Annotated in this window: 22 protein-coding genes, 1 tRNA gene and 1 pseudogene; 19 read left to right on the top strand and 5 right to left on the bottom strand. The window is 58.8% G+C overall.

Annotation, left to right across the window (positions count from 1 at the left end; genetic code table 11):
- Positions 1 to 63: 63 nt before the first annotated feature.
- Positions 64 to 4,533, top strand: a complete 4,470-nt coding sequence (locus BLT69_RS10250; protein ID WP_162272400.1) for a lamin tail domain-containing protein — start codon at positions 64 to 66, stop codon at positions 4,531 to 4,533.
- Positions 4,534 to 4,590: 57 nt separating this feature from the next.
- Here the strand turns inward: BLT69_RS10250 and coaE are convergent, their stop codons facing one another.
- Positions 4,591 to 5,283 carry a dephospho-CoA kinase gene (gene coaE / locus BLT69_RS10245; RefSeq protein ID WP_092648986.1) on the bottom strand — a complete coding sequence of 231 codons (693 nt, stop codon included), beginning with the start codon at positions 5,281 to 5,283 and terminating at the stop codon, positions 4,591 to 4,593.
- A gap of 334 nt (positions 5,284 to 5,617) precedes the next feature.
- On the opposite strand from coaE, the gene BLT69_RS10240 reads away from it, so the two are divergent.
- From BLT69_RS10240 to BLT69_RS11285, 5 genes and pseudogenes are all read left to right on the top strand, one after another.
- Positions 5,618 to 7,234: a peptide ABC transporter substrate-binding protein gene (locus tag BLT69_RS10240; protein WP_058237539.1), complete on the top strand. Its 1,617-nt coding sequence runs from the start codon at positions 5,618 to 5,620 to the stop codon at positions 7,232 to 7,234.
- Between the two features lie 394 nt (positions 7,235 to 7,628).
- Positions 7,629 to 8,555 (top strand): ABC transporter permease, encoded by a 927-nt coding sequence (locus tag BLT69_RS10235; protein ID WP_058237538.1) that lies wholly within the window; start codon positions 7,629 to 7,631, stop codon positions 8,553 to 8,555.
- On the top strand, positions 8,548 to 9,522 hold the full coding sequence (locus BLT69_RS10230) for an ABC transporter permease (RefSeq protein WP_058237537.1): 975 nt from the start codon (positions 8,548 to 8,550) through the stop codon (positions 9,520 to 9,522). The genes BLT69_RS10235 and BLT69_RS10230 overlap by 8 nt, the downstream gene beginning before the upstream one ends.
- A 191-nt stretch (positions 9,523 to 9,713) precedes the next feature.
- Positions 9,714 to 11,447, top strand: coding sequence for a dipeptide ABC transporter ATP-binding protein (locus BLT69_RS10225; RefSeq protein WP_058237928.1), 1,734 nt, complete (start codon positions 9,714 to 9,716; stop codon positions 11,445 to 11,447).
- Between the two features lie 139 nt (positions 11,448 to 11,586).
- Positions 11,587 to 11,904 (top strand): annotated as a pseudogene (locus tag BLT69_RS11285) (acetylxylan esterase); the annotation flags it as partial.
- A gap of 93 nt (positions 11,905 to 11,997) precedes the next feature.
- On the opposite strand, the gene BLT69_RS10215 reads toward BLT69_RS11285, so the two are convergent.
- Both BLT69_RS10215 and BLT69_RS10210 read right to left on the bottom strand, forming a co-directional pair.
- A complete protein-coding gene (locus BLT69_RS10215; RefSeq protein WP_058237536.1) occupies positions 11,998 to 13,470 on the bottom strand; it encodes an arylsulfatase in 1,473 nt (490 codons plus the stop codon).
- The gene (locus BLT69_RS10210; protein ID WP_257590329.1) at positions 13,463 to 15,124 is read right to left on the bottom strand and encodes a xylulokinase; all 1,662 of its coding nucleotides are present in this window, start codon (positions 15,122 to 15,124) and stop codon (positions 13,463 to 13,465) included. Before BLT69_RS10210 ends, BLT69_RS10215 begins: the two co-directional genes overlap by 8 nt.
- A 230-nt stretch (positions 15,125 to 15,354) precedes the next feature.
- Here BLT69_RS10210 and mgrA point away from each other — a divergent pair, with 230 nt between their 5' ends.
- On the top strand, positions 15,355 to 16,425 hold the full coding sequence (gene mgrA / locus BLT69_RS10205) for an L-glyceraldehyde 3-phosphate reductase (protein ID WP_083314349.1): 1,071 nt from the start codon (positions 15,355 to 15,357) through the stop codon (positions 16,423 to 16,425).
- A gap of 13 nt (positions 16,426 to 16,438) precedes the next feature.
- Positions 16,439 to 17,422: a PfkB family carbohydrate kinase gene (locus BLT69_RS10200; protein ID WP_157886412.1), complete on the top strand. Its 984-nt coding sequence runs from the start codon at positions 16,439 to 16,441 to the stop codon at positions 17,420 to 17,422.
- 29 nt (positions 17,423 to 17,451) lie between these two features.
- Here the strand turns inward: BLT69_RS10200 and BLT69_RS10195 are convergent, their stop codons facing one another.
- Complete coding sequence (locus BLT69_RS10195; protein ID WP_092649163.1) at positions 17,452 to 18,441, bottom strand: diaminopimelate dehydrogenase; 990 nt, start codon at positions 18,439 to 18,441, stop codon at positions 17,452 to 17,454.
- A 133-nt stretch (positions 18,442 to 18,574) separates the two neighbouring features.
- Here BLT69_RS10195 and BLT69_RS10190 point away from each other — a divergent pair.
- Positions 18,575 to 18,647, top strand: a tRNA-Arg gene (locus tag BLT69_RS10190).
- On the opposite strand, the gene BLT69_RS10875 is transcribed toward BLT69_RS10190, so the two are convergent.
- Positions 18,613 to 18,933 (bottom strand): helix-turn-helix domain-containing protein, encoded by a 321-nt coding sequence (locus BLT69_RS10875; RefSeq protein WP_157886411.1) that lies wholly within the window; start codon positions 18,931 to 18,933, stop codon positions 18,613 to 18,615. The genes BLT69_RS10190 and BLT69_RS10875 overlap by 35 nt on opposite strands.
- 102 nt (positions 18,934 to 19,035) lie before the next feature.
- Between BLT69_RS10875 and BLT69_RS10185 the strand changes: the two genes are divergently transcribed.
- From BLT69_RS10185 to BLT69_RS10135, 10 genes are all read left to right on the top strand, one after another.
- Positions 19,036 to 19,272, top strand: coding sequence for a helix-turn-helix domain-containing protein (locus BLT69_RS10185; protein WP_092648983.1), 237 nt, complete (start codon positions 19,036 to 19,038; stop codon positions 19,270 to 19,272).
- The gene (locus BLT69_RS10180) at positions 19,269 to 19,547 is read left to right on the top strand and encodes a hypothetical protein (RefSeq protein ID WP_092648982.1); all 279 of its coding nucleotides are present in this window, start codon (positions 19,269 to 19,271) and stop codon (positions 19,545 to 19,547) included. Before BLT69_RS10185 ends, BLT69_RS10180 begins: the two co-directional genes overlap by 4 nt.
- 34 nt (positions 19,548 to 19,581) lie before the next feature.
- Entirely contained in the window at positions 19,582 to 19,758 is a 177-nt protein-coding gene (locus tag BLT69_RS10870; protein ID WP_157886410.1) for a hypothetical protein, read from the top strand.
- Positions 19,737 to 19,997 carry a hypothetical protein gene (locus tag BLT69_RS10925; RefSeq protein ID WP_162272399.1) on the top strand — a complete coding sequence of 87 codons (261 nt, stop codon included), beginning with the start codon at positions 19,737 to 19,739 and terminating at the stop codon, positions 19,995 to 19,997. Before BLT69_RS10870 ends, BLT69_RS10925 begins: the two co-directional genes overlap by 22 nt.
- Positions 19,998 to 21,317: 1,320 nt before the next feature.
- Positions 21,318 to 21,551 carry a helix-turn-helix domain-containing protein gene (locus BLT69_RS10160; protein WP_092648978.1) on the top strand — a complete coding sequence of 78 codons (234 nt, stop codon included), beginning with the start codon at positions 21,318 to 21,320 and terminating at the stop codon, positions 21,549 to 21,551.
- Complete coding sequence (locus BLT69_RS11280; protein WP_092648977.1) at positions 21,490 to 21,798, top strand: HNH endonuclease; 309 nt, start codon at positions 21,490 to 21,492, stop codon at positions 21,796 to 21,798. Before BLT69_RS10160 ends, BLT69_RS11280 begins: the two co-directional genes overlap by 62 nt.
- A 120-nt stretch (positions 21,799 to 21,918) precedes the next feature.
- Positions 21,919 to 22,251 (top strand): hypothetical protein, encoded by a 333-nt coding sequence (locus tag BLT69_RS10150; protein ID WP_157886408.1) that lies wholly within the window; start codon positions 21,919 to 21,921, stop codon positions 22,249 to 22,251.
- Positions 22,248 to 23,693, top strand: a complete 1,446-nt coding sequence (locus BLT69_RS10145) for a terminase large subunit domain-containing protein (RefSeq protein WP_092648975.1) — start codon at positions 22,248 to 22,250, stop codon at positions 23,691 to 23,693. The genes BLT69_RS10150 and BLT69_RS10145 overlap by 4 nt, the downstream gene beginning before the upstream one ends.
- A gap of 71 nt (positions 23,694 to 23,764) precedes the next feature.
- Positions 23,765 to 24,922 carry a phage portal protein gene (locus BLT69_RS10140; protein WP_157886407.1) on the top strand — a complete coding sequence of 386 codons (1,158 nt, stop codon included), beginning with the start codon at positions 23,765 to 23,767 and terminating at the stop codon, positions 24,920 to 24,922.
- Positions 24,915 to 26,465, top strand: a complete 1,551-nt coding sequence (locus tag BLT69_RS10135) for an HK97 family phage prohead protease (RefSeq protein WP_092648973.1) — start codon at positions 24,915 to 24,917, stop codon at positions 26,463 to 26,465. Before BLT69_RS10140 ends, BLT69_RS10135 begins: the two co-directional genes overlap by 8 nt.
- Position 26,466: the final 1 nt, after the last annotated feature.

Raw genomic sequence — 26,466 nt, 5'->3', positions numbered from 1 at the left:
GAACTGCGTCATTAGCGTCAGTGAAGTCATAGTGATTTTTGCTGACTGATGGAGTACATACACATGTTTTCAGTTCGACCTCGCGCCCTCATTATGGGAGTGGCGGCAGCTCTGATGATGACGAGCGCGTGGAGCGGTGGCCCGGCACAGGCTGAGGCCACCGCTCCGCCGCTCATGATCACGGAGATTGCGCCCGACAATACCGGCTCTGACGAATACGAATACTTCGAAATCCACAACACGACGGATGCGGCGATCAACCTTGCTGAACAGAAGTACTCTTTCGCTTACACTTACGCCGATTCCGATGACCGATCCCAGGACAAACAACTGACGGTTGACGACGCCAACCTGACCCTCAGCCCAGGCGAAACAATCATCATGTGGCTGTCCTACACGGCGAAGAACCTCGATTCCTTTGCTCGCACGGACGCAGATTTTCGCACCAACTGGTCCATGAGCAACACCGCCAGGATTGTGCGCATCACCGGCCAGGCAGGTATGGCCAATAAAGGTGAGCGCGGAATCCGGGTCCTCAAAGACGGGCAAATCGAATCGTGGTCGTACTACCCGGCCGGATCCGTTGGAGCCAACAAAGTCGCAGAATTCGCCGTATCAGACACCCAGTCGATGACGTTGCTGGCGTCGCAGGCCACTGCAACACCTGGCACTGTCCGCGACGAACAGTTCGTCCGCACCTCTCAGCCGGATCCCGGCGACCAGTCAGGTCAGCCAGACCCCGATGACCCCACGTCGGCACAGGACGCACCTGACACGGCAGCACCTCTGATGATCACCGAACTCGTACCCGACACAGATAACGTGTCCGGCTCAGATGGCTATGAGTTCATTGAGATTGCCAACACCACCGACCAGCCCATCGATTTCTCCAACTACACGCTCAGCTACCTGTACCCCGATTCGAAGAGCTCGGCACTGTGGCCCTCCACCCCTGACAATGTCGTGATCCAACCCGGAAAAACCCTGGTGTTCTGGATCAGGAACGGCAACAACAATGATCTGGGCGCAGCCGATTTCAACAAGCAGTGGGGTACGTCGCTGACTATGGGCCAGGACCTGGTGGAAATCTACTCAGGTGGCATGGCCAATGGTGGCGCTCGCGGCATGCAGATCCAGACGAATACCGGCACGGTCATTAACCGGGCCTACTACAACATGAACGGCAAAGAGGTCGAATACAACAAGGGATTCCATTTCTGCGTGAACACGGACGACCTCACCACACAGGGCCGCATTGGCACTCACTCGGCATCGCCGGGCACACTGATGGCTGCCCAGCTCCCCAGGCCCCTGGTCGCGCTGGCCGCAGACACGCAGGAACCGGCGCTGACAGATGTCACCCCATCCACAGTTCGCGCCGACCAGCCACTGACATTCGACTTCACCATCACGGACAACACCAGCGTCAAGACGGTGACACTGAACATGAAGTCAAGCGCCGATCAAGATTCGCGCGCGATCAACTTGACACATGACAGCGAAGACGTCACGCACTTCACCTTCGAGGTGCCTGCCGCTGACATGACCGGCAAACGCTGGTTCGACTACACGCTGACCTACACGGACGGAACCTTCACCAAAACCACCGCTCCCGTACGAGTTGCCATCCAGGGAGTAGCCACTGACCCCTTGCGTATCAACCACGCCGACAATGACTGGGTGTCCGGCACCACCGACCTGATTGCGGCGACCGATGCCCCCTCGTCAATCACGATGACGATCGATGGCACGAACGTGCTGACGGAAGCCTCACTGGAAGGTGAGCCCGTCTTCGCCTTCGAAGCCACGCAGACTGACACGTTCTTCCGCAACGGCGTGCTGGCCCCCAATGGCGATATCCTGACGATTTTCGATGAGGGTACCTACAGCGAGATCACGACCATTTCGACGCCCGTTCCCCTGGTCTACATGGACGGACAGACCGTAACCGCCTCGATCTACGCGGGTACCAAAGCCAAACCCGGGATCGACGAGAACGAAAACAACGACGATTTCGATGTGCGTGCATTGCGACTGATCCTGCCGGACGGACGCACGCTCACCCCACGCGGATACTCCGATGCCACACAATGGCTGCGCATGGGCGATTCCACAGGCAAGCACGATTTCTTTGACGCGACGTTCGACATTCCTGACGACGCGTTCACCGGCGCTCGCCACGCGTGGGACACCACGACAGCAATAGACGGCACGCACACCATCACCGCGCAGGCAACAGTGGACGGCACCCAGCACAACGTCACACGCGTCCTGCGGGTCGACAACACGGCTCCGGTCATCGAGACACACATTGACGAGGGCGCCCTGCTCCAGGGTGACATCACCGTCAATCCCACCGCCACTGACAGTGGGATTGGACTGGATTCACTCAGCGCAACACTCGACGGCAAGGACATCACCCTTCCGCTGACCACCTCGTCGACGACACTGCCGGCCGGCAACCACGAACTGACCGTCATTGCCGTCGACAAACTGGGGAACTCCGCAACTGTCACCACCCACTTCACGACGCCCGTGGAAGACCCCACGGTTGCAACCTTCACTCCTGGTGATGGTGCCCGTGTGGAAGCCGGCGATGTGGTACTGAGCGCCCACGTGGATGATGAAGCAGGCGACCAGGTCACCGCAAAATTCTACGAAGGCGATCGCGTGGACAACAGCACCATTCGCACCGCCTCCGGAACAGTGAATGACGCTGCCCAAGCTGAGCGTGAGTTAGCTCGTCCGCTCACCAGTGACGAGATCGAGCAGCTTGCCCAGAATGATGACGTGGTCAAACAGGTCACCTCAGATGATGCCTTCCCGTACGAACTGTTCGAGATTCCTGTCAGCGACAGCGACGCTGGCAGCACGGTGCGTGTGCACTGGTCCGGACAGGCTGAACGGAACGCTCAGGTGTCGATGCGCGTGCGCGCCGCTGACGGATCCTGGGATGAGGTCGACCGCCACATCACTGGCCCAGGCACGGATTCGGCCAGCACGCGCGCCGCGTCTGCAGCAGATGGTGCGTACGAAAAATTTGACATGGACGCCCTCGTCAAGACAGATACGTATGCTCATGATGGTGTGATTACCGTGCTGATCCAGCATTCCGACGGGTGGGCCGGGAAGAACCTGACGACTCGTGAGTCCACCGTGACTCCCGCACACGCCGACGACGAGGCGCGCTCCACGTACGATTTCACGCTCGCCTGGGAATCGGACACGCAGTACTACAACGAGCGCGACGACTACTACCCACATCAGCTCGCCATCCACCAGTACCTGCTGGATCAGCGGGCCAACATGAATATCCAGTACCTGTTCCACACAGGTGACATTATCGACGACTTCGACCAGCAGCATCAGTGGGACCGTGCCAATCCGGCGTATCGCACGCTCGATGAGGCGGGATTCCCTTATGGCGTTCTGGCAGGAAATCACGATGTTGGCCACCTTGCCAACGACTACTCGGAGTATTCGAAGAACTTCGGTGAGGCACGCTTCGCTGCTAACCCGTGGTACGGCGGCTCATATGAGGACAACCGCGGACACTTCGATCTGTTCTCCGCCGGAGGCATCGACTTCATTGCCGTCTACCAGGGCTGGGGACCAGGGGACGCGGAAATTGAATGGATGAATCAGGTGCTGGCCGCTCACCCGGACCGCATCGCAATCATCGACCTGCACGAATTCATGCTGACGACCGGTGGGCTCGGTCCGATCCCGCAGCGCATCCTTGATGAGGTCGTCGCCACGAACCCGAATGTGCGGATGGTGATGTCGGGGCACTACCACGATGCGTTCACCCGCACGGACAGCTTCGATGACGATGGGGACGGCGTAGCGGAGCGCACCGTGACATCGATGCTCTTCGACTACCAGGCACTTCCCGAGGGTGGCCAGGGCTACCTGCGCTTGCTGCATTTCGACAACGATGGCCAGCGCATGATGGTACGCACCTACTCACCTTCCCTGCAGCGCTACAATTCCGATGATCAGGGGCTGTTGGGCAGCGCTGACAATCCGTATGAGTACCAGCATTTCGATGTCTCATATGCGCAGCTGGGAATCACACCTTCACAGCGCGTGCTCAGCACGGACACCTTCTCCGCGGACGTGCTGTCCACCCGCCTCATTGGAACTGCCGGGGGTGTTACCACACCTGGCACTGCCAGTGCGACGTGGAAAGATGTGCCGGTGGGGACACATAGCTGGTACGTGGTGGTCAGTGATGTCAATGGTGGTGAAGTGATCTCACCGGTATTGACGTTCACAGCGGTGCCTGTCGGTGAGCCGACCGAGCCGGGCACTCAGCCGACCGAGCCGGGAACTCAGCCCGTCGAGCCGAGCACCGATCAGAACCATGGCCAGGGTCAATCAGCGCAACCAGGTGCATCGCCAAACGTATCTGCGGGAGGGCGTCACCTGTCAGCCACCGGCGCTGATGGCGGTCTGCTCGCAGCGGTCAGCGTGATCGGCATGGCGGGCGCCGTGATGGTGGCGACGCGACGACGCCGTCATACGCACTGACAGATAAGGATCTGGTCAGGCTCCCCACACTGCCATCTGGTGGCGTGGGGAGCCTGCTTATGACAGCAGTGGTGTCAGCCAGTCATCGATGAGTCGGTCGACCACCTGATTGAGGTCAGCGACCGTGCCCGTGTTCGCGATCCACACATCGCTCACCGCCCGTCGCTCAGCCTCACTTGCCTGAGAATCGATGCGCTCGCGGGCATCGTCAGCTGTCAGACCACGGCTCACGAGGCGTTCGACTCGGATCTGCACCGGAGCACCCACCATGATGACGACGTCAAAGGTGGATGCCAGGCCACCCTCGACCAGCAGAGGAACGTCGTAGACAGCGAAGGTGCCGGGCGGTGCGCTGGCGAGTATGCGCGCCGACTCGCGAGCAATACGCGGATGAGTAAATGCCTCCAGGCGGGTGCGCCGCGCCGGATCAGAAAAAACGAGCTGTGCCAGCGCCGGACGATTCAACGAGCCGTCAGCGTTGAGGATATCCGTGCCGAACGCCTGCGCAATGTCGTGCAGGGCGGGCGAACCGGGTGCGACGATCTCCCGGGCAATCTGGTCTGCATCTGCAACAGTGGCATGGCGGCGGGCAAAAACATCCGCCACCGCCGACTTACCGGAACCGATTCCGCCGCTGATGCCGATACGTAGTGCGTCAGGCGGTTGCGTGATGCGACGCTCCGGTGTGCGGAGTGCCGTCGCGTGTGCCTCTCCGCACGTGATGACGTGACCTGCAGCGCTGGGTTTCATGCACTCAAGGGTAGTCACAAATCAATTGGTGACGGTCCCATGGCGAAGTCTTGACCAAAGTGTGTGAAGTCAGACACAATTAGTTGAGGCAAAGATGAGGGTTTGTCTCAAAGTGACGCGACGACACCACGTGAGCTTTCGGCTTGTTTCCAATGATGAAGACGAGTTCTTGATCATTTCGTGATAATTCGTGACCAAATTGTAGCTTCCACATGGTGAACTCTCAACGCTTTGAGGCAGATTGATCGATAGTGTCTGTGACATCTGGCATCCGTGTCCTGTGTATGTGACACAGCGGCCCAGAAGCACCTGCATAAAAATCAGGAGGCATCCCATGAGGATTAAGAGAACATGGCTGGCGGTTCCGGCCGCCCTCGCCCTTGCACTGACCGCATGTGGCGGCGGCAGCGGCGACCAATCAGGAAACGGTGGTGAAAGCGGTGCCGCAGCATCAGGCGGCATTGTCGAGGTCAACGGATCTGAACCTCAGAACCCGCTGATCCCTGCGAACACGAACGAAACGGGCGGTGGCCGTCTTCTTGACGTGCTGTTCGCCGGACTGACTTACTACGATGAGACAGGCGCAAGCCACATGGAAATGGCCGAGTCCATCGAAACTGACGACCATCAGACCTACACCGTCAAACTGAAGGAAGGCCTGAAGTTCTCTGACGGCTCCGATCTGAAGGCCAAGAACTTCGTTGAGGCATGGAAGCTCGGTGCAAAAGAGGCCATGCTCTCCGCTTACTTCTTCGCACCCATCGAAGGTGCCGATGAGGAAGGCAACGGCGATCTGACCGGCCTCGAGGTCGTGGACGACACCACCTTCACCATCAAGCTCAAGCAGCCGGAAGCTGACTTCGAACAGCGTCTGGGCTACTCAGCTTTCTACCCGCTGCCCGACTCTACTCTGGCTGATCCTAAAGCCGGCGGCGAGAACCCGGTCGGCAACGGCCCCTACATGGCTGACGGCGAAGGCGCATGGGTTCACAACGAAGGCTTCTCACTGGTCCCGAACCCCGAGTACAAGGGTGAGCGCACTCCGCAGAACGGTGGACTCCACTTCACCTTCTACGCCAAGCAGGACGCGGCCTACCAGGACCTCGTGGGCAACAACCTCGACGTGCTGGACGCCATCCCTGAAAACGCATTCCAGACCTACGAAAGCGAGCTCAACGGGCGCTCGGTGAACCAGCCTGCTGCTATCTTCCAGGCATTCACCATTCCGAACGACCTTGAGCACTTCACCGGTGAAGAAGGCAAGCTGCGTCGCCAGGCGATCTCCTACGCGATCAATCGTGAAGAAGTCACCGAGAAGATCTTCTCCGGTACCCGCACCCCTGCCAAGGACTTCACCTCACCAGTCGTTGACGGCTTCAACGACTCGATCCCCGGCAGCGAGGTTCTGACCTACGATGCCGACAAGGCGAAGGAACTGTGGGCACAGGCTGAGGCCATCGCTCCGTTCGAAGGCAAGTTCACCATTGCCTACAACTCTGACGGCGGTCACCAGGGTTGGGTTGACGCAACGGTCAACTCCATCAAGAACACCCTCGGAATCGAAGCGGAAGGCAACCCCTACCCGGACTTCAAGTCACTGCGTGACGACGTCACCAACGGCGCCATCAAGGGAGCCATGCGAGCCGGATGGCAGGCTGACTACCCCGGTAAGTACAACTTCCTGGCACCGATTTACGCCACCGGCGCAAGTGCGAACGACGGCAATTATTCGAACCCTGCATTCGATGAACTGCTGACCAAGTCCTCGGGCGCAAGCTCGCTGGAAGAGTCCAACAAGCTGCTGGATCAGGCCCAGGAGATCCTCTTCCAGGATCTGCCGGCAATCCCGCTGTGGTACTCGAACGTGGTCGCCGGCTGGTCGGAGAACGTGGACAACGTGAAATTCGACTGGCACAGCGTTCCGATGTACTACCTGATCACCAAGCAGTGATCTGCTCCGTATAGATCAGCACTACATAGTTCTGTGGCGACCAGGAATGCCCTGTTCGCCACAGAACTATGTTCACGTCCAACCGAGTGACCTGCACAAACATGTCTCTGATGTGATGGGTCATACAGTGCAAAAGTGACGCGAATGCCGCTCAAGAGTCGACTCGGCTCCCAAGACTAAAAGAATTAGTGATACGCTCACCAAGCGAAGCTTGCATATTTTGGCGTGAAGTTTGCACGATGTTGAACATTCGACGTTGGCAGGTCTCACGGCAAAAGGTGAGTGGCCGAAACGATCGCGAGGCGTCAGCTCCGTGATCCTGTAGCACACATGCACGCGATTCTGAGCAATCAGAGGGGCGAGCATGTCCTGTCCACCCCGAAGGAAATACCCAATGTCCCGATATATCGGACGACGGCTCCTCCAGATCATCCCGGTCTTCTTCGGAGCCACGTTCCTGATTTTCGCAATGGTGTACCTGATGCCTGGTGATCCCGTTGCCGCCCTGGGAGGCGACCGTGGCCTCAACCCGGAAGTACAGGCGCGTATCCGTGCGGAATACAACCTCGACAAGCCTTTGTACATGCAGTACCTGCTGTACCTCAAGGGCGTCTTCACTCTCGATTTCGGAACCACCTTCTCGGGTCGTCCAGTTGCCGAAGTAATGGCGGGAGCCTTCCCCATCACCATCAAGCTTGCAGTGATGGCGCTGCTTTTCGAAGCGATCCTCGGTGTGGGTTTCGGTGTCATCGCCGGCATGCGCCGAGGCGGCTTCTTCGACTCAACGGTTCTGGTTCTGTCCCTCGTGGTCATCTCAGTACCGACCTTCGTTATCGGCTTCGTACTCCAGTTCCTGGTCGGCGTGAAATGGGGCATCCTGCCACCGACGGTGGGCAGTAAGACTACGATCACCAATCTTTTGATGCCGGCGATAGTACTGGGCGCCCAATCGCTGGCTTACGTCTTGCGACTGACGCGCCAGTCAGTGTCTGAACACACCGCGGCCGACTTCGTGCGCACTGCGCGGGCAAAAGGCCTGTCGAACGGACAGGTCATGCGCCGCCACATTCTGCGCAACTCACTGATCCCCGTCGTGACATTCCTCGGCGGTGACCTCGGCGCCCTCATGGGTGGCGCCATCATCACAGAAGGCATTTTCAACATCAACGGTGTAGGCGGCACGCTGTGGCAAGCAGTCATCAAGGGCGAGCCGGCAACGGTGGTGTCCTTCACGACTGTGCTCGTGCTTGTCTACATCATCGCGAACCTGATCGTTGACCTTCTGTACGCCTGGCTCGACCCGAGGATCCGCTATGAGTGAGAATCTGATTCCTTCCGCGTCCATTGAGCGCACTCGCCATGGACAACAGCACTACGTCTCTGAAATTGACGAGACCGGCCTGGGTGCCGTCGACGCCGTAGCTGACGATTCAGCACCCTCATCCATGTGGGGTGAAGCGTGGAAGCAGCTGCGCAAGCGCCCCATGTTCTGGGTGGCAGCCATCATCATCTTCATCGCGCTCCTCATGGCCTTCGTGCCGCAGCTGTTCACCTCACAGGACCCGCGTTTTTGCGAACTGGGCAATTCACTTGAACCAGCCGGTCCCGGGCACCCCTTCGGCTTCGAACGACAGGGCTGCGATATCTACGCGCGCGTCATCTACGGTGCTCGCGCCTCAGTGACGGTCGGTGTCTTCACGACCATCGCCGTCGTCCTGATCGGCGGATCGCTGGGCGCCCTCGCCGGATACCTCGGTGGCTGGGTTGACGCTGTGATCTCCCGCATTATCGACATCTTCTTCGCGGTTCCGCTGCTCCTTGCCGCAATCGTGTTCATGCAGATGTTCCGCGACAACCGCAATGTGTGGATGGTCGTCCTGGTGCTGGCATGCTTCGGGTGGACGCAGATTGCGCGCATCACCCGCGGCGCCGTCATGTCCACCAAGAACGAGGAATTCGTGACGGCAGCGCGCGCGACCGGCGCATCGAGCTGGCATATCGTGGTCAGCCACATCCTGCCGAACGCAATGGCACCGGTGATCGTCTACGCAACCGTGGCACTGGGAACATTCATCGTTGCCGAAGCCTCCCTGTCATTCATGGGTATCGGTCTGCCGTCGTCCGTGGTGTCCTGGGGTGGCGACATTTCGATGGCACAAGCATCCCTGCGCGTTCAGCCCATGGTTCTGTTCTACCCGGCTATCGCGCTGGCACTGACCGTTTTGAGCTTCATCATGATGGGCGACGCCGTGCGTGACGCCCTCGATCCGAAGGCGCGTAAGAAGTGACAACTCCACGTAATCCAGATCTGACACCTGACCCCGACGACCCCACGTTCGCCGCGTCGCGACCGGTCACACCCAACCCGGCCAGTTCCGACTCGGGTGACAACCGCTTTATGCCCGACGTTGACGAGGGTGACTCGACCGACGCTGAGCTGACAGACGAACGCCTCGAAAAGCTGGTCACCCGCACTGTCATGTCCGATGCGCCAGAAGTGGTCAATGAGCATTCACGAGACCAAGGCGACATCCACCCAGATGACGCTGAACCGCTGCTCAAGCTCAAAGACCTTGAAGTCACGTTCACCACGTCCACCGGCAAAGTTCCCGCCGTGCGCGGAGTCAACCTGACGATCTACCCCGGCCAGACCGTGGCAATTGTGGGTGAGTCCGGTTCCGGCAAGTCAACGACTGCCTCTGCGATCATCGGCCTGCTGCCCGGCACCGGTGAAGTCACAGGCGGAAGCATTGAATTTGACGGCAAGGACACCACGCATCTGTCCACCAAAGAGTGGGTGAAGCTGCGTGGATCCGGTATTGGTCTGGTCCCACAGGACCCGATGACGAACCTCAACCCTGTGACCCGTATCGGCAAGCAGGTCGGTGAGGCTCTGCGGGCCAACAACGTGGTCCCCACCTCGCAGGTGGGTCAGCGCGTGGCAGACCTGCTTGAAGAGGCCGGACTTGCCGGTGGCGGCAAGAGGACCAAGCAGTTCCCACACGAATTTTCCGGCGGTATGCGCCAGCGCGTCCTGATCGCGATCGGTCTGGCTGCCCGCCCGAAGCTGCTCATTGCCGACGAACCGACCTCCGCGTTGGATGTGACAGTTCAGCGCCGCATCCTTGACCACCTGGGCACAATGACTCGTGAGCTGGGCACAGCTGTCCTGTTCATTACTCACGACCTTGGCCTGGCGGCTGAACGCGCCGAGCAGCTGGTCGTCATGCACCGCGGACGTATCGTGGAATCCGGGCCCGCGCTGGAGATCCTGCAGCATCCGCAGCATCCGTACACGAAGCGACTGGTGTCGGCGGCCCCCTCGCTCGCATCGGCACGTATCGAGTCCGCCCACGCCCGCGGCGTGAAAGTGACGGACGAAGAACTCACCGGTACAGGAGCAGGTGCGTCCTCCACCGAGGAGATCGTGCGCGTCGAACATCTGACGAAAGTCTTTGACGTGCGCGGTGCGCGCGGCGAAGCCAAGGAACTGCGCGCCGTTGACGACGTCACGTTCGGATTGCGCAAGGGCACAACCCTGGCATTGGTGGGTGAATCCGGTTCCGGTAAGTCCACTGTGGCCAACATGGTGCTCAACTTGCTCACTCCCACCGAAGGCAAGGTGTTCTTCAAAGGGCAGGACACGTCGCAATTCTCATCCAAAGAGCTGTTTGAGTTGCGCCGCAAGCTCCAGGTTGTCTTCCAGAATCCCTATGGGTCACTGGATCCGATGTACTCGATCTTCCGCATTATCGAGGAACCACTGAAGGTTCATAAGATCGGAAACAAGAAGGAGCGCATCGCACGGGCCCAGGAACTGCTTGACCTGGTCGCTCTGCCGCGCTCGGTCATGCGGCGCTATCCGAACGAACTGTCCGGTGGGCAGCGTCAGCGCGTAGCCGTGGCCCGCGCCCTGGCACTGAAGCCCGAAGTGATTGTGCTGGACGAGGCTGTCTCTGCCCTCGACGTGCTGGTGCAGAACCAGATTCTGCACCTGCTTAATGACCTGCAGGCACAGTTCTCGCTGTCCTACCTGTTCATCACGCACGACCTGGCGGTGGTGCGTCAGATCGCTGATGACGTGGTGGTGATGGAGCACGGCAAGCTCGTCGAGGCGGCACCGTCCGACGAACTGTTCGATCACCCCAAGCAGGACTACACGCGCGAGCTGATCGACGCAGTGCCGGGACGAGCCATCCAGCTCAACCTGTAGGAACCCCTCAGCGACAAACTCTGTCGGCAAGTGCCAGGGCCGCATAGCGACGCCTGGACCGGATCATCACTGCCGGAGGAAGCTAGGGCGGCGGCCTCACAATTGCAGCGACCGCACTGAACCACCGGGTTTCGCAGCCATGCCGGACGTACCGTTCCTGTGCCACTTGGAACGCGCCGTGGGCATGACGGGACAGGAACCCTACGAGGAAATCTCCCGCTACCTGTCGATCATGCGCCACAAGGTGGCCACGGTGTTCACCACGCTGTCCTACTTCGACGCAGTGAACCTGGCGAAGCGAGTCACTGCCGACACGCCGGCTCTGTTTTCAACAGAGGAGATGGATATGACCTGCCCACCTTCGACCGTGTTTGCGGCGCGAAACTGGTGGGGCAGGACTGATGCATCGCAGACCGGGGACGCCCCCGAAATCGTCGTCTACCCCTTCAATCAGCACGAAGGTGGCCAGATAGTGAAGGGAGCAAGCAGCTCACGTGGCTGCGCGCACTGCTCGACGAGTCATCGTCACCGAGCTCGCCACGCTAGCCGCCTACCGGCCCTCATCCAGCGGCGGATGGGGCTGAGTCAGGACGGCATGAACAGGTCGCCCAGTCACCAGGTCTCCCTCGTCAACAAACCCTTCCTCACGACCTTCGAGTTCGGCAATGAGGTAGCCGCGCGCTTTCTTCAACGCTGACTCGTAGTGCGGATCTGAAGCAAGGTTGTGAAGCTCGTGCGGGTCGTCGGCCAGATCGAAAAGCTGTTCGGTGCCCCACGATGAGTACCACACATACTTGAAATGCTCGTAGACAATCCATTGCAGTGACTGGCCGAATAACGTGTGCTCACCGTGGATGTAAGTGCGCCATGACGCGTCCTGTCCACGCAGGAACGGTGCCAGTGACCGTCCATCCACGCCCTCAGGCACAGGTACGCCAGCCAGATCCAACAAGGTGGGCATCAGATCGCGAAGTTCAGTCAGCTGGTCGACGCGCGCTCCTGCAGGGATGCCGGGACCTCTCACGAGGAATGGCACGTGAGCGGACCCTTCGTAGGGGTAACCCTTGCGCCACAGGTGGTGGTCGCCCATCATGTCGCCGTGATCGGAAATAAAGACCACATACGTGTTGGAGTCAACGCCGAATTCAAACAGAGCCTGCAGGAATCGTGACACCTGAGTGTCGATATGGGTCATATGTCCGAAGTAACCGGCACGCGCGCGATGCACGGACCGCGGATGATAGACGGCTGCAAGTGCTGTCGGATCCCAGGCGCGCTGCTCATCTTCCATGAGCTCATCAGCCCAGTCGCCCACGGGAGGATCAGTCAGCTCGGCCGAATCGTACTGCTCGAACGCCCATGCAGGCGGGTCGAGGGGCGCGTGCGGGCGGTGGAAGGACAGGTACAGGAAGAATGGACAGTCAGGATCGCGCCGGTACATCCAGCGGATCGCCTCACTGACAACCCAGTTCGTCGGATGGAGACGTTCTGCCTTGTCCCACGGACGGGCAACGATGGAATTGCATTCCAGGCCGGAATCAATGTAATCCTCGACAGCGTTTGCGCCCTCCTGGTCGCGCAGCCACGGCAGATAGTCGTCGTACCACGCCACATCGCGTGTGCGATCGCGTGAGACATGAAGGTAGCCGTCGTGCAACTGGACGTCGTCAAATCCGATTCGCGTGCGTTCGGGCCAGTAGTGCATTTTCCCGATCGCCTGCGTCTGGTAACCGGCCTCTTTCAGACACTGTGGCAAGGTGGGAGCCACGTCGAATGTGACGCCGTCCTGGTAGCCGACGCGTCGGTGCGACTGAGGACTCATGCCCGTCATGAGTGACATGCGCGCCGGCACGCATGTTGGAGCCGCGGAATACGTACGCGACATCTGCGCGCCCATCCCAGCCAAACGGTCCAGGTAGGGGGTCTGAACATCCGGATGGCCCAGACTGGAGAGGCAGTCACCCCGCCACTGATCGACACAAATCAGGACGATATTGGGACGCGAATCCTTTTGATCAGTCATTTGATTCGTGCTGCGAGTGAGTGGAGAGTGCCTGGCCGGCTTCCTGCTGAACACTGATGGCCGCCTGGTAGCGGGTCAGGAAGCGCTCGAAACCTTCTTCATCGCGGGCGACAGGATCAATGACCGAGGATTCGGTGTCGGCAAAGACGCGTTCGGCAAGATAGTCCGGCAGGGACTGAGCATCCCCATTGGCACGGTCTGCGCGGAACTTCGCCAGGATTGCGATGCCCCATGCTCCACCTTCGGCGGCGCTCTTTCCAACCGCAACGGGCACACCCAAAGCGCCAGCCATCAACTGCTGCGCGACGATCGGTGTCTTGAACAGGCCACCGTGAGCGAACAAGCGGTCCACCTGGACACCCTCGTCCTCAGTCAGAATGTTCATGCCCAGGCGCAGCACGGCGAACGGCGTCATGAGCTGTGTGCGCATGAAGTTTGCCAGGTTGAATGTGGAGGCAGGCGGGTTGACGAACATGGGTCGACCGGTTTCCACGCCGACGATCGGTTCGCCGGACAGGAAGTTGAAGGCGACCAGGCCGCCGCCGTCGGGATCGCCGGTCAGGCCATGCTCGTACAGCAGGTCGTAAACGCGTGGCTTGGGAATATCGACGCCGGCAATTTCAGCGAACTCGCGGAAGATCTTCACCCACGCATCCAGCTCACTGGAACCGTTGTTGGAGTGCACCATCGCAACCGGGGAGCCGTCGGGCGTTGTGACAGGGTCAAGCTCAATGTGCACCTTCTTCAGGGCTTTCTCAAGGACGACCATCGCGAAGATGGACGTGCCGGCCGAAACGTTACCAGTGCGCGGCGCGACAGCGTTCGTTGCCACCATGCCGGTGCCTGCATCGCCTTCAGGAGGACACATCGCGATTCCTGCTTCGAGGTTACCGCTGGGGTCGAGGAAGCGTGCGCCCTCGGCGGTAAGTTCACCTGCATCGTCGCCCGCTGCCAGAACTGTGGGCAGCAGGTCTGCAACGTCCCACTGGAAGCCTTTTTCTGCGACGAGGTCGCGGAACTGCTGCAGTCGCTCCTGGTCATAGTCAACGGTGGTGGAATCGATGGGGAACATGCCCGAGGCGTCGCCCACGCCCAGCACGTGACGACCCGTGAGACGTTCGTGGACGTAGCACGCGAGGGTCTGAATCTTCGCTACGTCCGTGACGTGCGGTTCCTCGTTGAGAATCGACTGGTACAGATGAGCAATCGACCAGCGCAGCGGAATGTTGAAGTCGAACAGTTCAGTGAGCTTTTCGCTGGCAGGCCCCGTGTTTGTGTTGCGCCACGTCCGGAACGGCACCAGCTGTTTGCCATCGGCATCGAAGGCCAGGTAGCCATGCATCATGGCGGAAATGCCGATCGCGCCGACGCGAGTCAGCGTGACGTCGAATTCCTTCTTCACGGTGTCGGCTAGCGCGCGGTAGGCGGTCTGCACGCCTCGTTCCACGTCGGCCAGCCCATAGGACCACAATCCGTCAACCAGCTTGTTTTCCCATTCGAATCCACCCTGGGCAATCACCTGGAAGTGTGAGTCGATAAGAACAGCTTTAATGCGGGTGGAACCCAGTTCAATTCCCAGCGCCGTGTGTGCAGCGTCAATATCTGCGCGTTGTTGTTCGTGCGAAGATTGTGCTTCCTGATCTGTCAAAGTCACGTCATACTCCCAGTTCCGACAGTCGTCATCGTGTCGAATCTTCATTAGTCGTCAGGGTCATCCCTGTGCGAATTCCTCACCAGTGTACGTTATTGCGCGAACATTGAAAGTCTGATTGACCACTTGGTGTTAACGTGATCATCGCGGCAGTGGTTCGCAGATGCACACGCAGTGGGCCATACTGAAGACGAACAAACTGCTCAGAGCGGGAAAAGAATGAAGGCAGTCCAATGGTGAACACGCACATATCAGAAACTCCTATCGCACCACAGCAGATCGATCGCCCGTGGGCACCGGACCCTGACCGATACAGTGGGCCAGGTGCGCACTACCGGCGCTGCGGTGCATCTGGACTGGACTTGCCTGCCATCTCACTGGGTCTGTGGCATAACTTCGGTGATGACCACCCCATCAGTGTGCAGCGGGAGATTATTCGCACGGCCTTCGATCTGGGGATCACCCACTTCGACCTCGCCAATAACTACGGCGTACCGTATGGCTCTGCCGAAAAGAATTTCGGATACCACATGGACCACGACCTGCGCCCCTACCGCGACGAACTGGTCATCTCCACCAAGGCCGGCTACGACATGTGGGACGGTCCCTACGGGAAAGGCGGCGGTGGTCGCAAATACGTTCTCGCCTCCCTGGATCAGTCACTGCGCCGCATGCGTCTGGACTACGTGGACATCTTCTACTCACACTGCTTCGATCCGACCACGCCGCTGGAGGAAACGATCGGCGCCCTTGATCAGGCTGTGCGCTCGGGTAAGGCTCTGTACGCCGGCATCTCGTCGTATTCCCCGGCCGACACCGAACGCGCCGTTGCCCTGGCAGCGGAGGTACACCTGCCGCTGATCGTCCATCAGCCCCGCTATTCCATGCTGGATCGCTCGGTCGAATCCGGCCTCATGGACACCTGCGGTGAAAAGGGACTGGGCATGGCCGTCTTTTCGCCCCTTGCTCAGGGCCTCCTGACCGACAAGTATTTGGGTGACGAGGGTGTCCCTGTCGGATCGCGTATGCGTGAACAACGCTTCCTCCACACCGATGTACTGACCGAGGATCGAGTCAGCCATCTGCGGGCTTTGAATGAGCTGGCTTCCCAACGTGGACAGTCACTGGCGCAGATGGCACTCGCATGGTTGCTCAAAGATGAGCGCATCACCACGGTTCTGGTCGGTGCCTCATCGGCTGCTCAGTTGGCTGATTCGGTGAGCGCCCTCGACAATGCGGCATTCAGTGAGGACGAACTGGCACTCATTGACGAACACTCGCGCCAGGCATCGCTGGACAACTAGGAGCAGGATCGCCATGACAACGCAGCAGGTGGGTCGCGTCATCCACACCGGTCAGGTCGTCGTCGACCTGACCATGAATATCGACCACATTCCACAACCGTCCACGGAGATCTTTGCTGACGGATACGGGCTTGAAGTGGGCGGCGGTTTCAACGTCATGTACGCCGTGCGTCAGATGGGCATCATCGCTGAATACGCCGGCGGACTGGGAGTCGGGCCGTTGGCCGATATTGCGCGCGAACGTTTGGTACGCGAAAAAATCGTTGCCAGCGGGTATCGCGACACGACGATGGACACCGGAATCTGTGTGGCGATGACGGATCGCAACGCTGAACGCACCTTTGTTTCGACCCGCGGCGCTGAACTCAACACTCCACTGGACGCTTACGACGATATTCGACTGGGTGTGGGGGACGTTGTCTATATGACGGGGTATTCGCTGGTTGATGAAGCTCCTAAGGCCGCGCTGCTGCGGCTGATTGAACGGCTGCGCACGCACACGGTTAAGCAGTCGGCTGATTCCGATGAGAAACCCACGATCGTGTTCGACCCCTCCACGATGGTGGCTGACATCGACCGCGACACGTTGGAAACTGTGGCATCTGTGCATCCGATCTGGTCACTCAATGCCCGCGAATCACGCATTGTTGCGGGCACGCTCGGTGTCGAGATTGACGAAACGGACGATGCCTCACAGCGTGCGCTGTCTTTGTCTGAAACAGTGGACGCGCCCGTCATTGTGCGTCAAGGCGGCAAGGGGGCGTTCGTTGCGGCGGGCGGCCGAGTCGAGACCATCGCGCCGCATGCGGTTGATGCCATTGACACGAACGGTGCGGGGGACACGCATTGCGGCGTGGTCTGCGCGATGCTGGCACGCGGAAGCGAGCTTAATGAAGCGGTGCGCGTCGCGAACGTGGCGGCGGCACTGTCAGTGACGCGGCGCGGCCCGGCAACATGCCCGAGCCTGGCCGAACTTACCGCCGCACTGTCGTCTTAACGGTGTCGCTCACCCATGCCCACGCTAGGTTACAGGAGCTGGGAACGCAGCTCCTCGGCGCTCAGCGGTGAATAGTAGGCGGGCGCAATATCGAAGACGGTCATTGCACCAGTGCGTCCCTCGCGGGCCAGTCGGGCAACCGCGCGGGCAGTTGCCGTCGCGAAAGCACCCGTGAACTGCGGGTTTGATTCAAGCGTCAGGCCGAAGGAGACAACCTGGCGCGCACCACCGGCCGTGTGACCGCTGCGAATCACCTCTCCGCCGTGCGGCATGCCAGTGTGATCACGGTCGAACTCTTCACGGCTGATGAAGTGGACCGTGGTGTCGTAGTCAGCAAAGTAGTTCGGCATCGTGACGATCTCGCGTTCGATGCGTTCGCGGTCAGCCCCATCGGCCGCTACAACGAAACACTCGCGGGTGTGCTGCTCACGCGTGGTCAGCTCGAGTTCCTCTCCGGCACGAATCCGCTGGCTGTTTTCTTCGACCGGCACCGTGTACTGGATAGCGGTTTCGACACCCTCGATCCGCCGGATAGCATCGGAGTGGCCCTGCGAAACGCCACGACCCCAGAACGTGTAGGTCTTCCCATCTGGCAGAGCGGACTGGGCGATAATGCGGGCCAGTGAGAACAAACCGGGATCCCAGCCGGTTGAAATCACGCTGAGGTGCCCCTCGGCATCAGCGGCAGCGTCAACGGCAGCGAAATACTCGGGAATCTTCGCATGAGTGTCGAAAGAATCAACCGTATTGAACAGTGCGGCAAACTCTGGACCCTGATCTGCCAGATCCGTAGCGGATCCGCCACACAGCACACACACGTCAACTTTGTCACGCCATTGAAGCGCATCACTCACAGCGACAGCTTCGCAGAATTGTGGCTTGATCGTCGCGGGATCGCGTCGTGTAAACACTGCGACCAGCTCCATATCCTCAGCGGCCTGAACTGCCTGCTCAACGGCCTTGCCAAGGTTGCCATACCCGTTAATTGCTACGCGAATTGGTGAATGCCCGTGTGTCATGGGTTGATGGTAGCCCGCACCACCCGCCGACGCACCAGTGGTGTCCACACTGTGAATGTGGCGACGTTGACACCAATTCGATTTGAAGATCAGGCGCCTGACGGTCTAAAGTTAAGTTCAGCCAAACGGCACTGCGCTCGTAGCTCAATGGATAGAGCATCTGACTACGGATCAGAAGGTTGGGGGTTCGAGTCCCTTCGAGCGCGCAGCGGCCCCGCTCGGTGCGATCCACCGGTCGGGGTTTTGCTTTATACCCTGTTCTTGCACGAGGTCAGCAACAGAGACGTTTAACACTTGTGCCACTGTGTCGAGTTCGGATAGCGACCACTCAACTTCACCCCACCAGCGACGTGCCGTCCATCTTTGAGGCTTTCCTATTAACTTTGCAAACTGAGAGGCATTAAGCCCAACGCGCATTACTTCCGCCCGGATATTACCAGCCGCGATATCTGCAGTAGTCAGATTGTCTGACTGAATAGCTTGTCTTGCCATGCTGACATTATAGCCGCAAATCGACTAAAGAAGACAGCCAGTTGAATTAATAGACGGCGTGTTGCCTTGAGAGCTAGACGCAAGCAGTCTAACTTGGACGGCATGGAGCTATCTCAGACGGCAATTAGTAGACAGGTGAAGCGCTATATGAAGTCTGAGCACCTTAACCAGACACAGTTAGGTGCACTTATCGGACTTCAACAGACCAACGTGTCAGCACGACTACGAGGCAAAACACGCTGGCAACTAGATGAGCTAGACAAGCTGGCAGCTATGGGAGTGCCGATTACGCTACACGTTCCATACGCCGCGCCACTGAAAGAGGCAACGCAGGCATGAGTAAAGAGCTATTCACAGTTAGTCATCTTGAGCGCATCAGGCTTGAGGCCTATCTCAGTGACGCAGCAGAAGACCTAGCCGACGCACGTGCCCACCTTGAGCACGCTAAGAGAACTCTTAAGGAATTTGGCCGCGGCCTGCCGTCCGGGTCTCGCATTGCCAGCGGAGCGCGTGAAATCAGGGTTGGCACGTGCGGCGCACTTGAGGAACTGAGAGCCGTGCAGAACAAAATAGTGGTGTTTGACTTGGGGAAGTTCGATGCCTGGGACGAGTGAGAATAACCGCGCCACTGAAAGAGGCAACGCAGGCATGAGTAGGGTTAATCTTCCGGTGTTTATCGCCGCGCTGGCCGTGGTGCTTTCAATCGCACTGTTCTTATGGTCGATCCTCGTATATTCATGGCCGTTGACCGTCTTACCTGCATTGTTTGCTGTTGGGTCGCTGGCTACCTACGGGCTTGTTACGTGGGAAGCGAAAACGAAATGAAGTCTAACCCGGAACTGTGTCGTTTGTACGATATGCGCAACCGTCTGCAGAGAACTTTGACTGATGTTCGTACGGCTTGCGCAGAGCTTAGAGCGTTCGATTATCAGGAGTATTGCCAAATCGTCAAGGTCTATGGGTATGCGCTTGCAAGTGTTGCCGCTATCGCTGATCTAATCACTGCCCGGATCGATCAACATATCGAGCTGATACGAGAAGCGGAAGCAGGCAAAGGAAAGTGACTAGATACAGGCGTGATTCTTGTTTCATGAGGCACCCAGACCGCGCGTGCCTATGCACGCTACCGGCAGGGCACCAAGGAGAACACCACAGCAGCGTGACCGGCGCATCGTGGGGCGCGCGCGTTAATTGCGGTGCAGTCCACCCGTATAGAAAAGGCGTGCAGTGTGGCCTACAGGAAGCACACACGGGCTGCCATATCTCAGGTGATGGCCTTATCCGGTGGTCGAACGTGAAAGGCCTAGAGCAATGAGCATGACTATCACAGCGCGCGCGCCCGTTGAGACTTTGGTTTATCAGCTTTCTAGCGTGGAATGGGGCGCGCTAGATGCCGCGTGTTTTAGAGGCGCGCGCGCAATACTGCAGGCACTGGCACGCGCTATGACCGTGCGCAAGCAAAGCCTCAAGGCGGAAACCGACATGACGGCAGAACAGCTGGCACGACAGTCTGGCTACGGCCTCAGGTGGACGAGGAACGCCTTACATGACCTAGAAGATGCCGGCGTGATCAAGTGGCAGCGCGGGGGCATCAGGGACGGTAAGCCAGAGGCCGGAATTATCCGCATCGTCAAGAGAGTTCTAGCTCAGTGGATCAGGGACGCTTTACCGACAGCAACAAGGCGTGAGCGCAAGCGCCGTGAGCGCACAGCGCGCCGCCTTGAAAAGATCCACGTTCAAAACTTGCAGCCGTGTTTACGCAGGTCAGCCCATGAGGCAGTGAGTGCAGACCAACCCCCTTATAGGGGAGATAAAGCGCGCTCACCAAGGCAGCGCGCGCGCTTTACCAAGCGACCAGAGGACAAATCAATGAAGAAATATCGAAAGCTCAACACCGATTATCTACCTAAAGAGTGCAGGCACGGCATAGGCAAGCCGGTAACATGCCCGAAATGTAGACGCATTGCCATAGCGTGCCAGTACGCAGGCAAGGACACCAAGGAACAACAGCCAGCCCTAGCACCAGTCACAGCGCCTATGCCTATGAAACCACGCGCACAGGAGCACAGGGAGCCAACCCCGTTCGAGGACTACATGACAGGCGCATACCCAGACGCATCGCCGCGCGAGTGGGCACGCCTAGCACTCCACGACCAGACCGCGCGACTACTAGCACAGGAGCAATAAGCAATGGAGCCAGAAGCAACAGAGATCTACGACTACGCCAAAGCGATCCTAGACACGGCACATGACATTGAAGATCTACTGCCAGTCTCGCCTTACTCAATGAGCAAGGAGCAAATGAGGATCAGCACATTCAAACGGCAGATAGTCTTAGGCGCACTCGGTATCAGAGCCGTGATCAGGCAGGAAGCGAGGAAGCAATGACAGGCCGGCTACTGACCACCAGCGAAGTAGCTGAGCTACTGCAGATGACACCTGACGCAGTGCGAGTGATGAGACAGCGCCCCGGCGGTATCCGCTACATCAAGCTAGGCAACCGCGTCAGGTACGCACCAGCAGACGTAATGGCATGGGTCAACGAGGGCAGGAGCAATGGAAAGCAAAACAGCGTGGCAGCGTATGGCACCACGCAGGCGCGCCGCCCTCGCCCGTGAGATAGCAGACCGGGACGGGTGGACATGCGCACTGTGTGGCCTACCGATCTACGAGCAGGAGACGCGCCGCGCGCTCAGATTGAGTATCGATCACATCGTGCCGCAATCACTCGGTGGAACCAACGAGTTAGAGAACTTGAGACCTGCACACTGTGGCTGCAACAGCTCACGTGGCAACCGGATTAAGCGACCTATTAAGCGCTTTGACAATCTCAGAGCGATCCTCGAAAGGAGAGACGCGAAATGACCGCCCGTGTTTTTTCTGGCCGACCTCTTGGCCACTCTACGCCCGCCCCCGATATCTTCTCTCCCCACACCCAAAAAACGGCGGAATCATGCGGAAAAGTGGAAGTCTTGAGGTGCCCTAATGACCCAAAATAGCCCTGAAATGTTGTTCAATCTGACCACAAATCAGAGCAGATCGACACGAAACTATGACGCTGCAGTGAAAACCATTGAAGCACTACGCAAGGACGATGCAATAGCTGCCAGTGATGCCGCCCTCGTCGAGCTAGTACTGTCAACAGCGCGTGACGTTGACGCTATTAGCGATGATGATGCAGCCTCAGGCCGTTCTACCCTACGCAAGACGTATCTTTTGATCTTGGAGACGCTGGAGCGCCGCTCAGCAATGAATAGTGGCCGCTCACTCAGCCCAGCTGATAATGTTCTGGCCGTCATTCAAGGGCAAGCCTCATGACTGACTGGCTGAAGTCCGAGCGGTGGAAGCATGACCCCGCGCCGCGCTACATGCCAGAGCCAACGCCCGGCGCGCTCAACGAGCTAGCAGAGATAGCCGCCGTCGCTAAACTCATGCAGTGGGACTTGCAGCCGTGGCAAAGGCGAGTTCTGCAGGTGGCTACCGAGTATGTGCCAGCGCCGAATGGCGAGCGATCCTACCGCTATAGGGAAGTATTGATCACCGTGCCTAGGCAGTCAGGCAAGACCACCCTTATTAGCCCGTTAGGTATTTTCCGCGCCCTATTGCGTCCCAGGTCAGAGATCTATTTTTCCGCTCAGACAGGCCAGTATGCAGGCGATTACATGAAGAAGTTGGGGCAAGCGTTCAATAAATCGTGGCACCCAGCGTTGCGTGTGGCGTTTGAGTTCATGAGGTCAAACGGTAGTGAGGGCTTTAGATGCAGCAATGGCAGTATCTTTCAGCGCTTTACCCGTGGAGCCGAAGCCATGCACTCGAAAACGCCTCAGCTAGTAATCAATGATGAGATATGGAGCCTAAGCCGTGATGAGGGTGCAGACCTCGTGGGAGCCGTCAGGCCGGCACAGTCCACGCTAGGACGCGCCGCCCAAATGTGGAACCTTTCCACGATGGGCACGATTCAGAGTGAATACATGAACGACCTCGTGGAGATAGGCAGGTCAGGTCAGCGAGCGGACTTGTGTTATGTCGAATACGCCTTGCCGCCCGATGCTGATCCGACAGACAAAGCCTTGTGGCCGACGTTTCACCCCGCGCTAGGCAACACGCAGACAATAGAAACACTCACAACCGACTTTGAAGCCCTATGGCCGAAAGTCCCAAACGAGTGGATCAGAGGCTACTGCAACCGCCTCACCGTCGCTAAAGAAGCCGAACTGATCCCAGAGTGGCAAGACTTAGACGAGGCCGGCGAAATCGCCCGCCCGGCGTTTGGCGTGGAGTTATCCGCAAGATCTTACGGCGCGTGCATCGTGGCAGCGTGGCTAGAAGATGAGCGCCCATGTATAGCGCTCGTTAAGCAGAGTGCCGGCCTCAATTGGGTGATACCTGCCCTCGTGCAGCTCAAACAGGCCTACCCAGATGCCGCGATCTGGCTAGACAAGGCCGGCGCAAACATGCGCATTATCGATCTGATCGAGCGCACCGAAGCAGTAGACATTAACACTGCCGGTCTTAACGAGCGTCAGATAGGCGATGCCGCGCTACTCGAAGCCGCGAAAGACATCAAAACCCTACGACATGACCACTCACAGGCGTTCACTGATGCAGTCGCCGGCCTACATCTGAAAACCGTCAACGGTCGAAGCAGGATCGACCGCGATAAGTCCGAGACCGACCCCATGCCGTTTATCGCTGCATCGGTCGCACTGTATGGCGCAACCCACGTAGCAGAGAGGCACGCGCCCATGATCTTTGCCTAGGTGTTCCACCGTGTGCCCGAGGGTGCCACATTCCTAGGTGATAGAGCAAGGCCGCGCGCATTATGTGCGGTATGAGAATCAGGGACGCATGGGACACACTCATAGGCCGCGCGCAAGCGGTGCCGGTACGCAAATCACCAACCGGCACAGTGCCGCCCGCCCGTACCGACGCGCCGGGCGTGGCAAGCCGTGAAGCCGTCTCCCTCGCAGCCGTCTACCGCGCCGTCTCCATCATCTCCAACACCGTTGCGTCGATGCCGTACTACGTGGAGCGAGACGGTAAGCGCATTGAAGAATCTGCCACCCCGTCAGTCATCAGAGCGCCTAGCCTCGAATACTCCCGCGGCGACTTCGTGGAAGCACTAACCACCAGCCTTGCACTCACCGGCAACGCCTATTTTCTCGCAGAGGGCGAATACCGAGGCGCGCCCGCGCAACTCACCCCTTTAGATCCCCATCTCGTCCAACCCATCTACGACCCCGCCAAGCGGCGCACACTCTACGCAGTTGATGGCAAGACATACGGGCGCGAGCGCGTGGGTCACTGCAAACTGTTCACGATGCCCGGCACCGTGACCGGCTTAGGGCCGATACAGGCAGCAGCCACTGACATTAGAGGCGCGATCAACACGCGCGACTACGCAAGCAAGTATTTTGACGCGACTGGCCAGCCGTCAGGCATTATCACCACCGATCAGGACATGACCCGCGACGAAGCCAGAGACATTATCGCCGCCTATAACAACCGCGACCCGGAAACAGGTGCCGAACTCAACCGCGCGTATAACCCCGCGCGCGTCAAAGCCCTACCAAAGGGCATGAAATACCAGCCTTTAAGCGTTGCGCCGCGCGAAGCGCAATGGATAGAGGCAAGGCAGTTCGACACCACGAGCATTGCCCGACTTTTCGGCGTGCCGGCCTCATTGCTACTGGCAGCAGTAGAGGGCAATAGCCAGACCTACGCAAACGTGGAGCAGGAATGGATCAGCTTTGCCCGTTTCACGCTCACGCAGTACACGCGCACGATCGAAGACGAATTAACGCGCATGACGGTTCGAGGCCAGCGCGTCAAGTTCAACTATTCCGGCCTATTGCGTTCGGACACGCTCACGCGCTATCAGGCCTATCAAATCGCCCTGGCTTGCGGATTCCAAACCGTTAACGAGGTCAGGGCGCTAGAGGATCTGCCACCACTCACACAGCCAGCAGGGAGCACCACTAATGATTGATCTAAACAAGCGTCAGGAGCGATCTTTAGAGATCAGAAGCGTTGACCACGAGGCGCGCGAAATCACTGGTATAGGCGTGCCCTACGGCACCGAGATCAACCTATGGGACGACTACAGGGAGCAGTTCGCCCCCGGAAGCGTTGACGCAACCGGCGCAATCTTACGATACGCGCACCGCGAACCTATCGGACGCATCACGAGCACAACTGACACTGAGGCCGGCCTAGAGATTACCGGCGTTATCAGTCAGACCGACCGAGGCAACGAGGTCTGGCAACTCATCAAAGACGGCGTTTTAACCCGCATGAGTATTGGCTTTGACCCCATTAGTAAAGAAGTCACCGAGGACGAGACCGGCACGGTTCATGTCACGTGGCTTGAGGTGAAAGCCCGCGAGTTTTCCGTTGTCGAGTTCCCCGCATACGACACAGCAACCATTACTAACCACCGAGACGAACAAGGAGCACATGAAATGACCGACACTACCACTAGCCGCGTCGAGATCGACGAGGCCGAAATTAACGACCGACTGGCCACCTTGGAGCGGTCAGTAGCCGTGATGAGTGAAAAGCGTGAAGCGCCCGCCGCGCCCGCTTTCAACTCTCTTGGCGAGTACGTCGCCGCATACAAGAGGCACGATGAAAAGGCGCTGCAGCTCAGGGAAGCAGTCACTTCTAAGCAGTTCGAGGCCATCAACCGCCCCGTCTGGCTTGGTGATCTTTCTAAGCGCATGGAAGCCAAGCAGCGCATTAAGAACACGTTTACCGTCGTGCCGCTGCCCGATAAGGGCATGACGATGGAATACGCGCGCCGCGATGACACGAGCACCCTTAAGGTTGGCAAGCAGACCACCGAGGGCGCAAAGCTGCCACAGGGCAAGCCCGCCACGTGGACGGTCGGAAGCGCCACAGTCAACACGTATGGTGGTGTCACTGATGAAGTGACCCGGCAGGTGATCGAGCGCACCACTAGCCCGGTGATTCTTAACGAGATCTTCACTGACCTTGCGTTCCAGTACGCTACCGCGATTGAGACCGACGCGCGCGCCACGTTCGAGGATCTGGCCACGCAAGCCGAAAAGAAGCCGGCAATAACACTGACTGGTGGCGTGGCCGGCCTCACCGTCAACGCGCTAATGGACGTGCTCGTCGAACTAGACGACATCTACGACACAACGCCTTACATTATGGACGGTATTTTAGTGTCGCCCGACGTGTTCAAGGCGCTCACCCATCTGGATTATCAGCCTAAAGCGCTGCAGCTTGTCGGAGCGCCCGACCGTCAGCAGGGCACATTGACCCTTGGAGCCGTTGGCAGTGCCGACATTGGACCCGTCACCGTGAAGCGCGTGCCGAACTGGCATGGCGCACACATGGCCGCATATTCCAAAGAGGCAATGACCACGGCGGAAAGCTCAGGCGCACCGCTCAGGCTAGAGGACGAGGACATTACCACGCTCACCAAGCAGTTTGCCGTGTACGGATACGCCGCGATGTACAGCGCACACCCGGATCTGATCAAGGCCATCAAGCTAGGAGAGTAGT

The sequence above is a fragment of the Schaalia radingae genome (genome assembly GCF_900106055.1).
Classification (GTDB): domain Bacteria; phylum Actinomycetota; class Actinomycetes; order Actinomycetales; family Actinomycetaceae; genus Pauljensenia; species Pauljensenia radingae_A.
Note: the sequence above shows the minus strand (reverse complement) of the source record. Positions and strands in the feature narration are given on the sequence as shown.

What these genes read in the sequence shown, in the direction of transcription:
- BLT69_RS10250 (WP_162272400.1), top strand. Translation starts at nt 64, where the DNA reads ATGTTTTCAGTTCGACCTCGCGCCCTCATTATGGGAGTGGCGGCAGCT.
- coaE (WP_092648986.1), bottom strand. Translation starts at nt 5,283, where the DNA reads ATGAAACCCAGCGCTGCAGGTCACGTCATCACGTGCGGAGAGGCACAC.
- BLT69_RS10240 (WP_058237539.1), top strand. Translation starts at nt 5,618, where the DNA reads ATGAGGATTAAGAGAACATGGCTGGCGGTTCCGGCCGCCCTCGCCCTT.
- BLT69_RS10235 (WP_058237538.1), top strand. Translation starts at nt 7,629, where the DNA reads ATGTCCCGATATATCGGACGACGGCTCCTCCAGATCATCCCGGTCTTC.
- BLT69_RS10230 (WP_058237537.1), top strand. Translation starts at nt 8,548, where the DNA reads ATGAGTGAGAATCTGATTCCTTCCGCGTCCATTGAGCGCACTCGCCAT.
- BLT69_RS10225 (WP_058237928.1), top strand. Translation starts at nt 9,714, where the DNA reads ATGTCCGATGCGCCAGAAGTGGTCAATGAGCATTCACGAGACCAAGGC.
- BLT69_RS10215 (WP_058237536.1), bottom strand. Translation starts at nt 13,470, where the DNA reads ATGACTGATCAAAAGGATTCGCGTCCCAATATCGTCCTGATTTGTGTC.
- mgrA (WP_083314349.1), top strand. Translation starts at nt 15,355, where the DNA reads ATGGTGAACACGCACATATCAGAAACTCCTATCGCACCACAGCAGATC.
- BLT69_RS10200 (WP_157886412.1), top strand. Translation starts at nt 16,439, where the DNA reads ATGACAACGCAGCAGGTGGGTCGCGTCATCCACACCGGTCAGGTCGTC.
- BLT69_RS10195 (WP_092649163.1), bottom strand. Translation starts at nt 18,441, where the DNA reads ATGACACACGGGCATTCACCAATTCGCGTAGCAATTAACGGGTATGGC.
- BLT69_RS10875 (WP_157886411.1), bottom strand. Translation starts at nt 18,933, where the DNA reads ATGGCAAGACAAGCTATTCAGTCAGACAATCTGACTACTGCAGATATC.
- BLT69_RS10185 (WP_092648983.1), top strand. Translation starts at nt 19,036, where the DNA reads ATGGAGCTATCTCAGACGGCAATTAGTAGACAGGTGAAGCGCTATATG.
- BLT69_RS10180 (WP_092648982.1), top strand. Translation starts at nt 19,269, where the DNA reads ATGAGTAAAGAGCTATTCACAGTTAGTCATCTTGAGCGCATCAGGCTT.
- BLT69_RS10870 (WP_157886410.1), top strand. Translation starts at nt 19,582, where the DNA reads ATGAGTAGGGTTAATCTTCCGGTGTTTATCGCCGCGCTGGCCGTGGTG.
- BLT69_RS10160 (WP_092648978.1), top strand. Translation starts at nt 21,318, where the DNA reads ATGACAGGCCGGCTACTGACCACCAGCGAAGTAGCTGAGCTACTGCAG.
- BLT69_RS11280 (WP_092648977.1), top strand. Translation starts at nt 21,490, where the DNA reads ATGGAAAGCAAAACAGCGTGGCAGCGTATGGCACCACGCAGGCGCGCC.
- BLT69_RS10150 (WP_157886408.1), top strand. Translation starts at nt 21,919, where the DNA reads ATGACCCAAAATAGCCCTGAAATGTTGTTCAATCTGACCACAAATCAG.
- BLT69_RS10145 (WP_092648975.1), top strand. Translation starts at nt 22,248, where the DNA reads ATGACTGACTGGCTGAAGTCCGAGCGGTGGAAGCATGACCCCGCGCCG.
- BLT69_RS10140 (WP_157886407.1), top strand. Translation starts at nt 23,765, where the DNA reads ATGAGAATCAGGGACGCATGGGACACACTCATAGGCCGCGCGCAAGCG.
- BLT69_RS10135 (WP_092648973.1), top strand. Translation starts at nt 24,915, where the DNA reads ATGATTGATCTAAACAAGCGTCAGGAGCGATCTTTAGAGATCAGAAGC.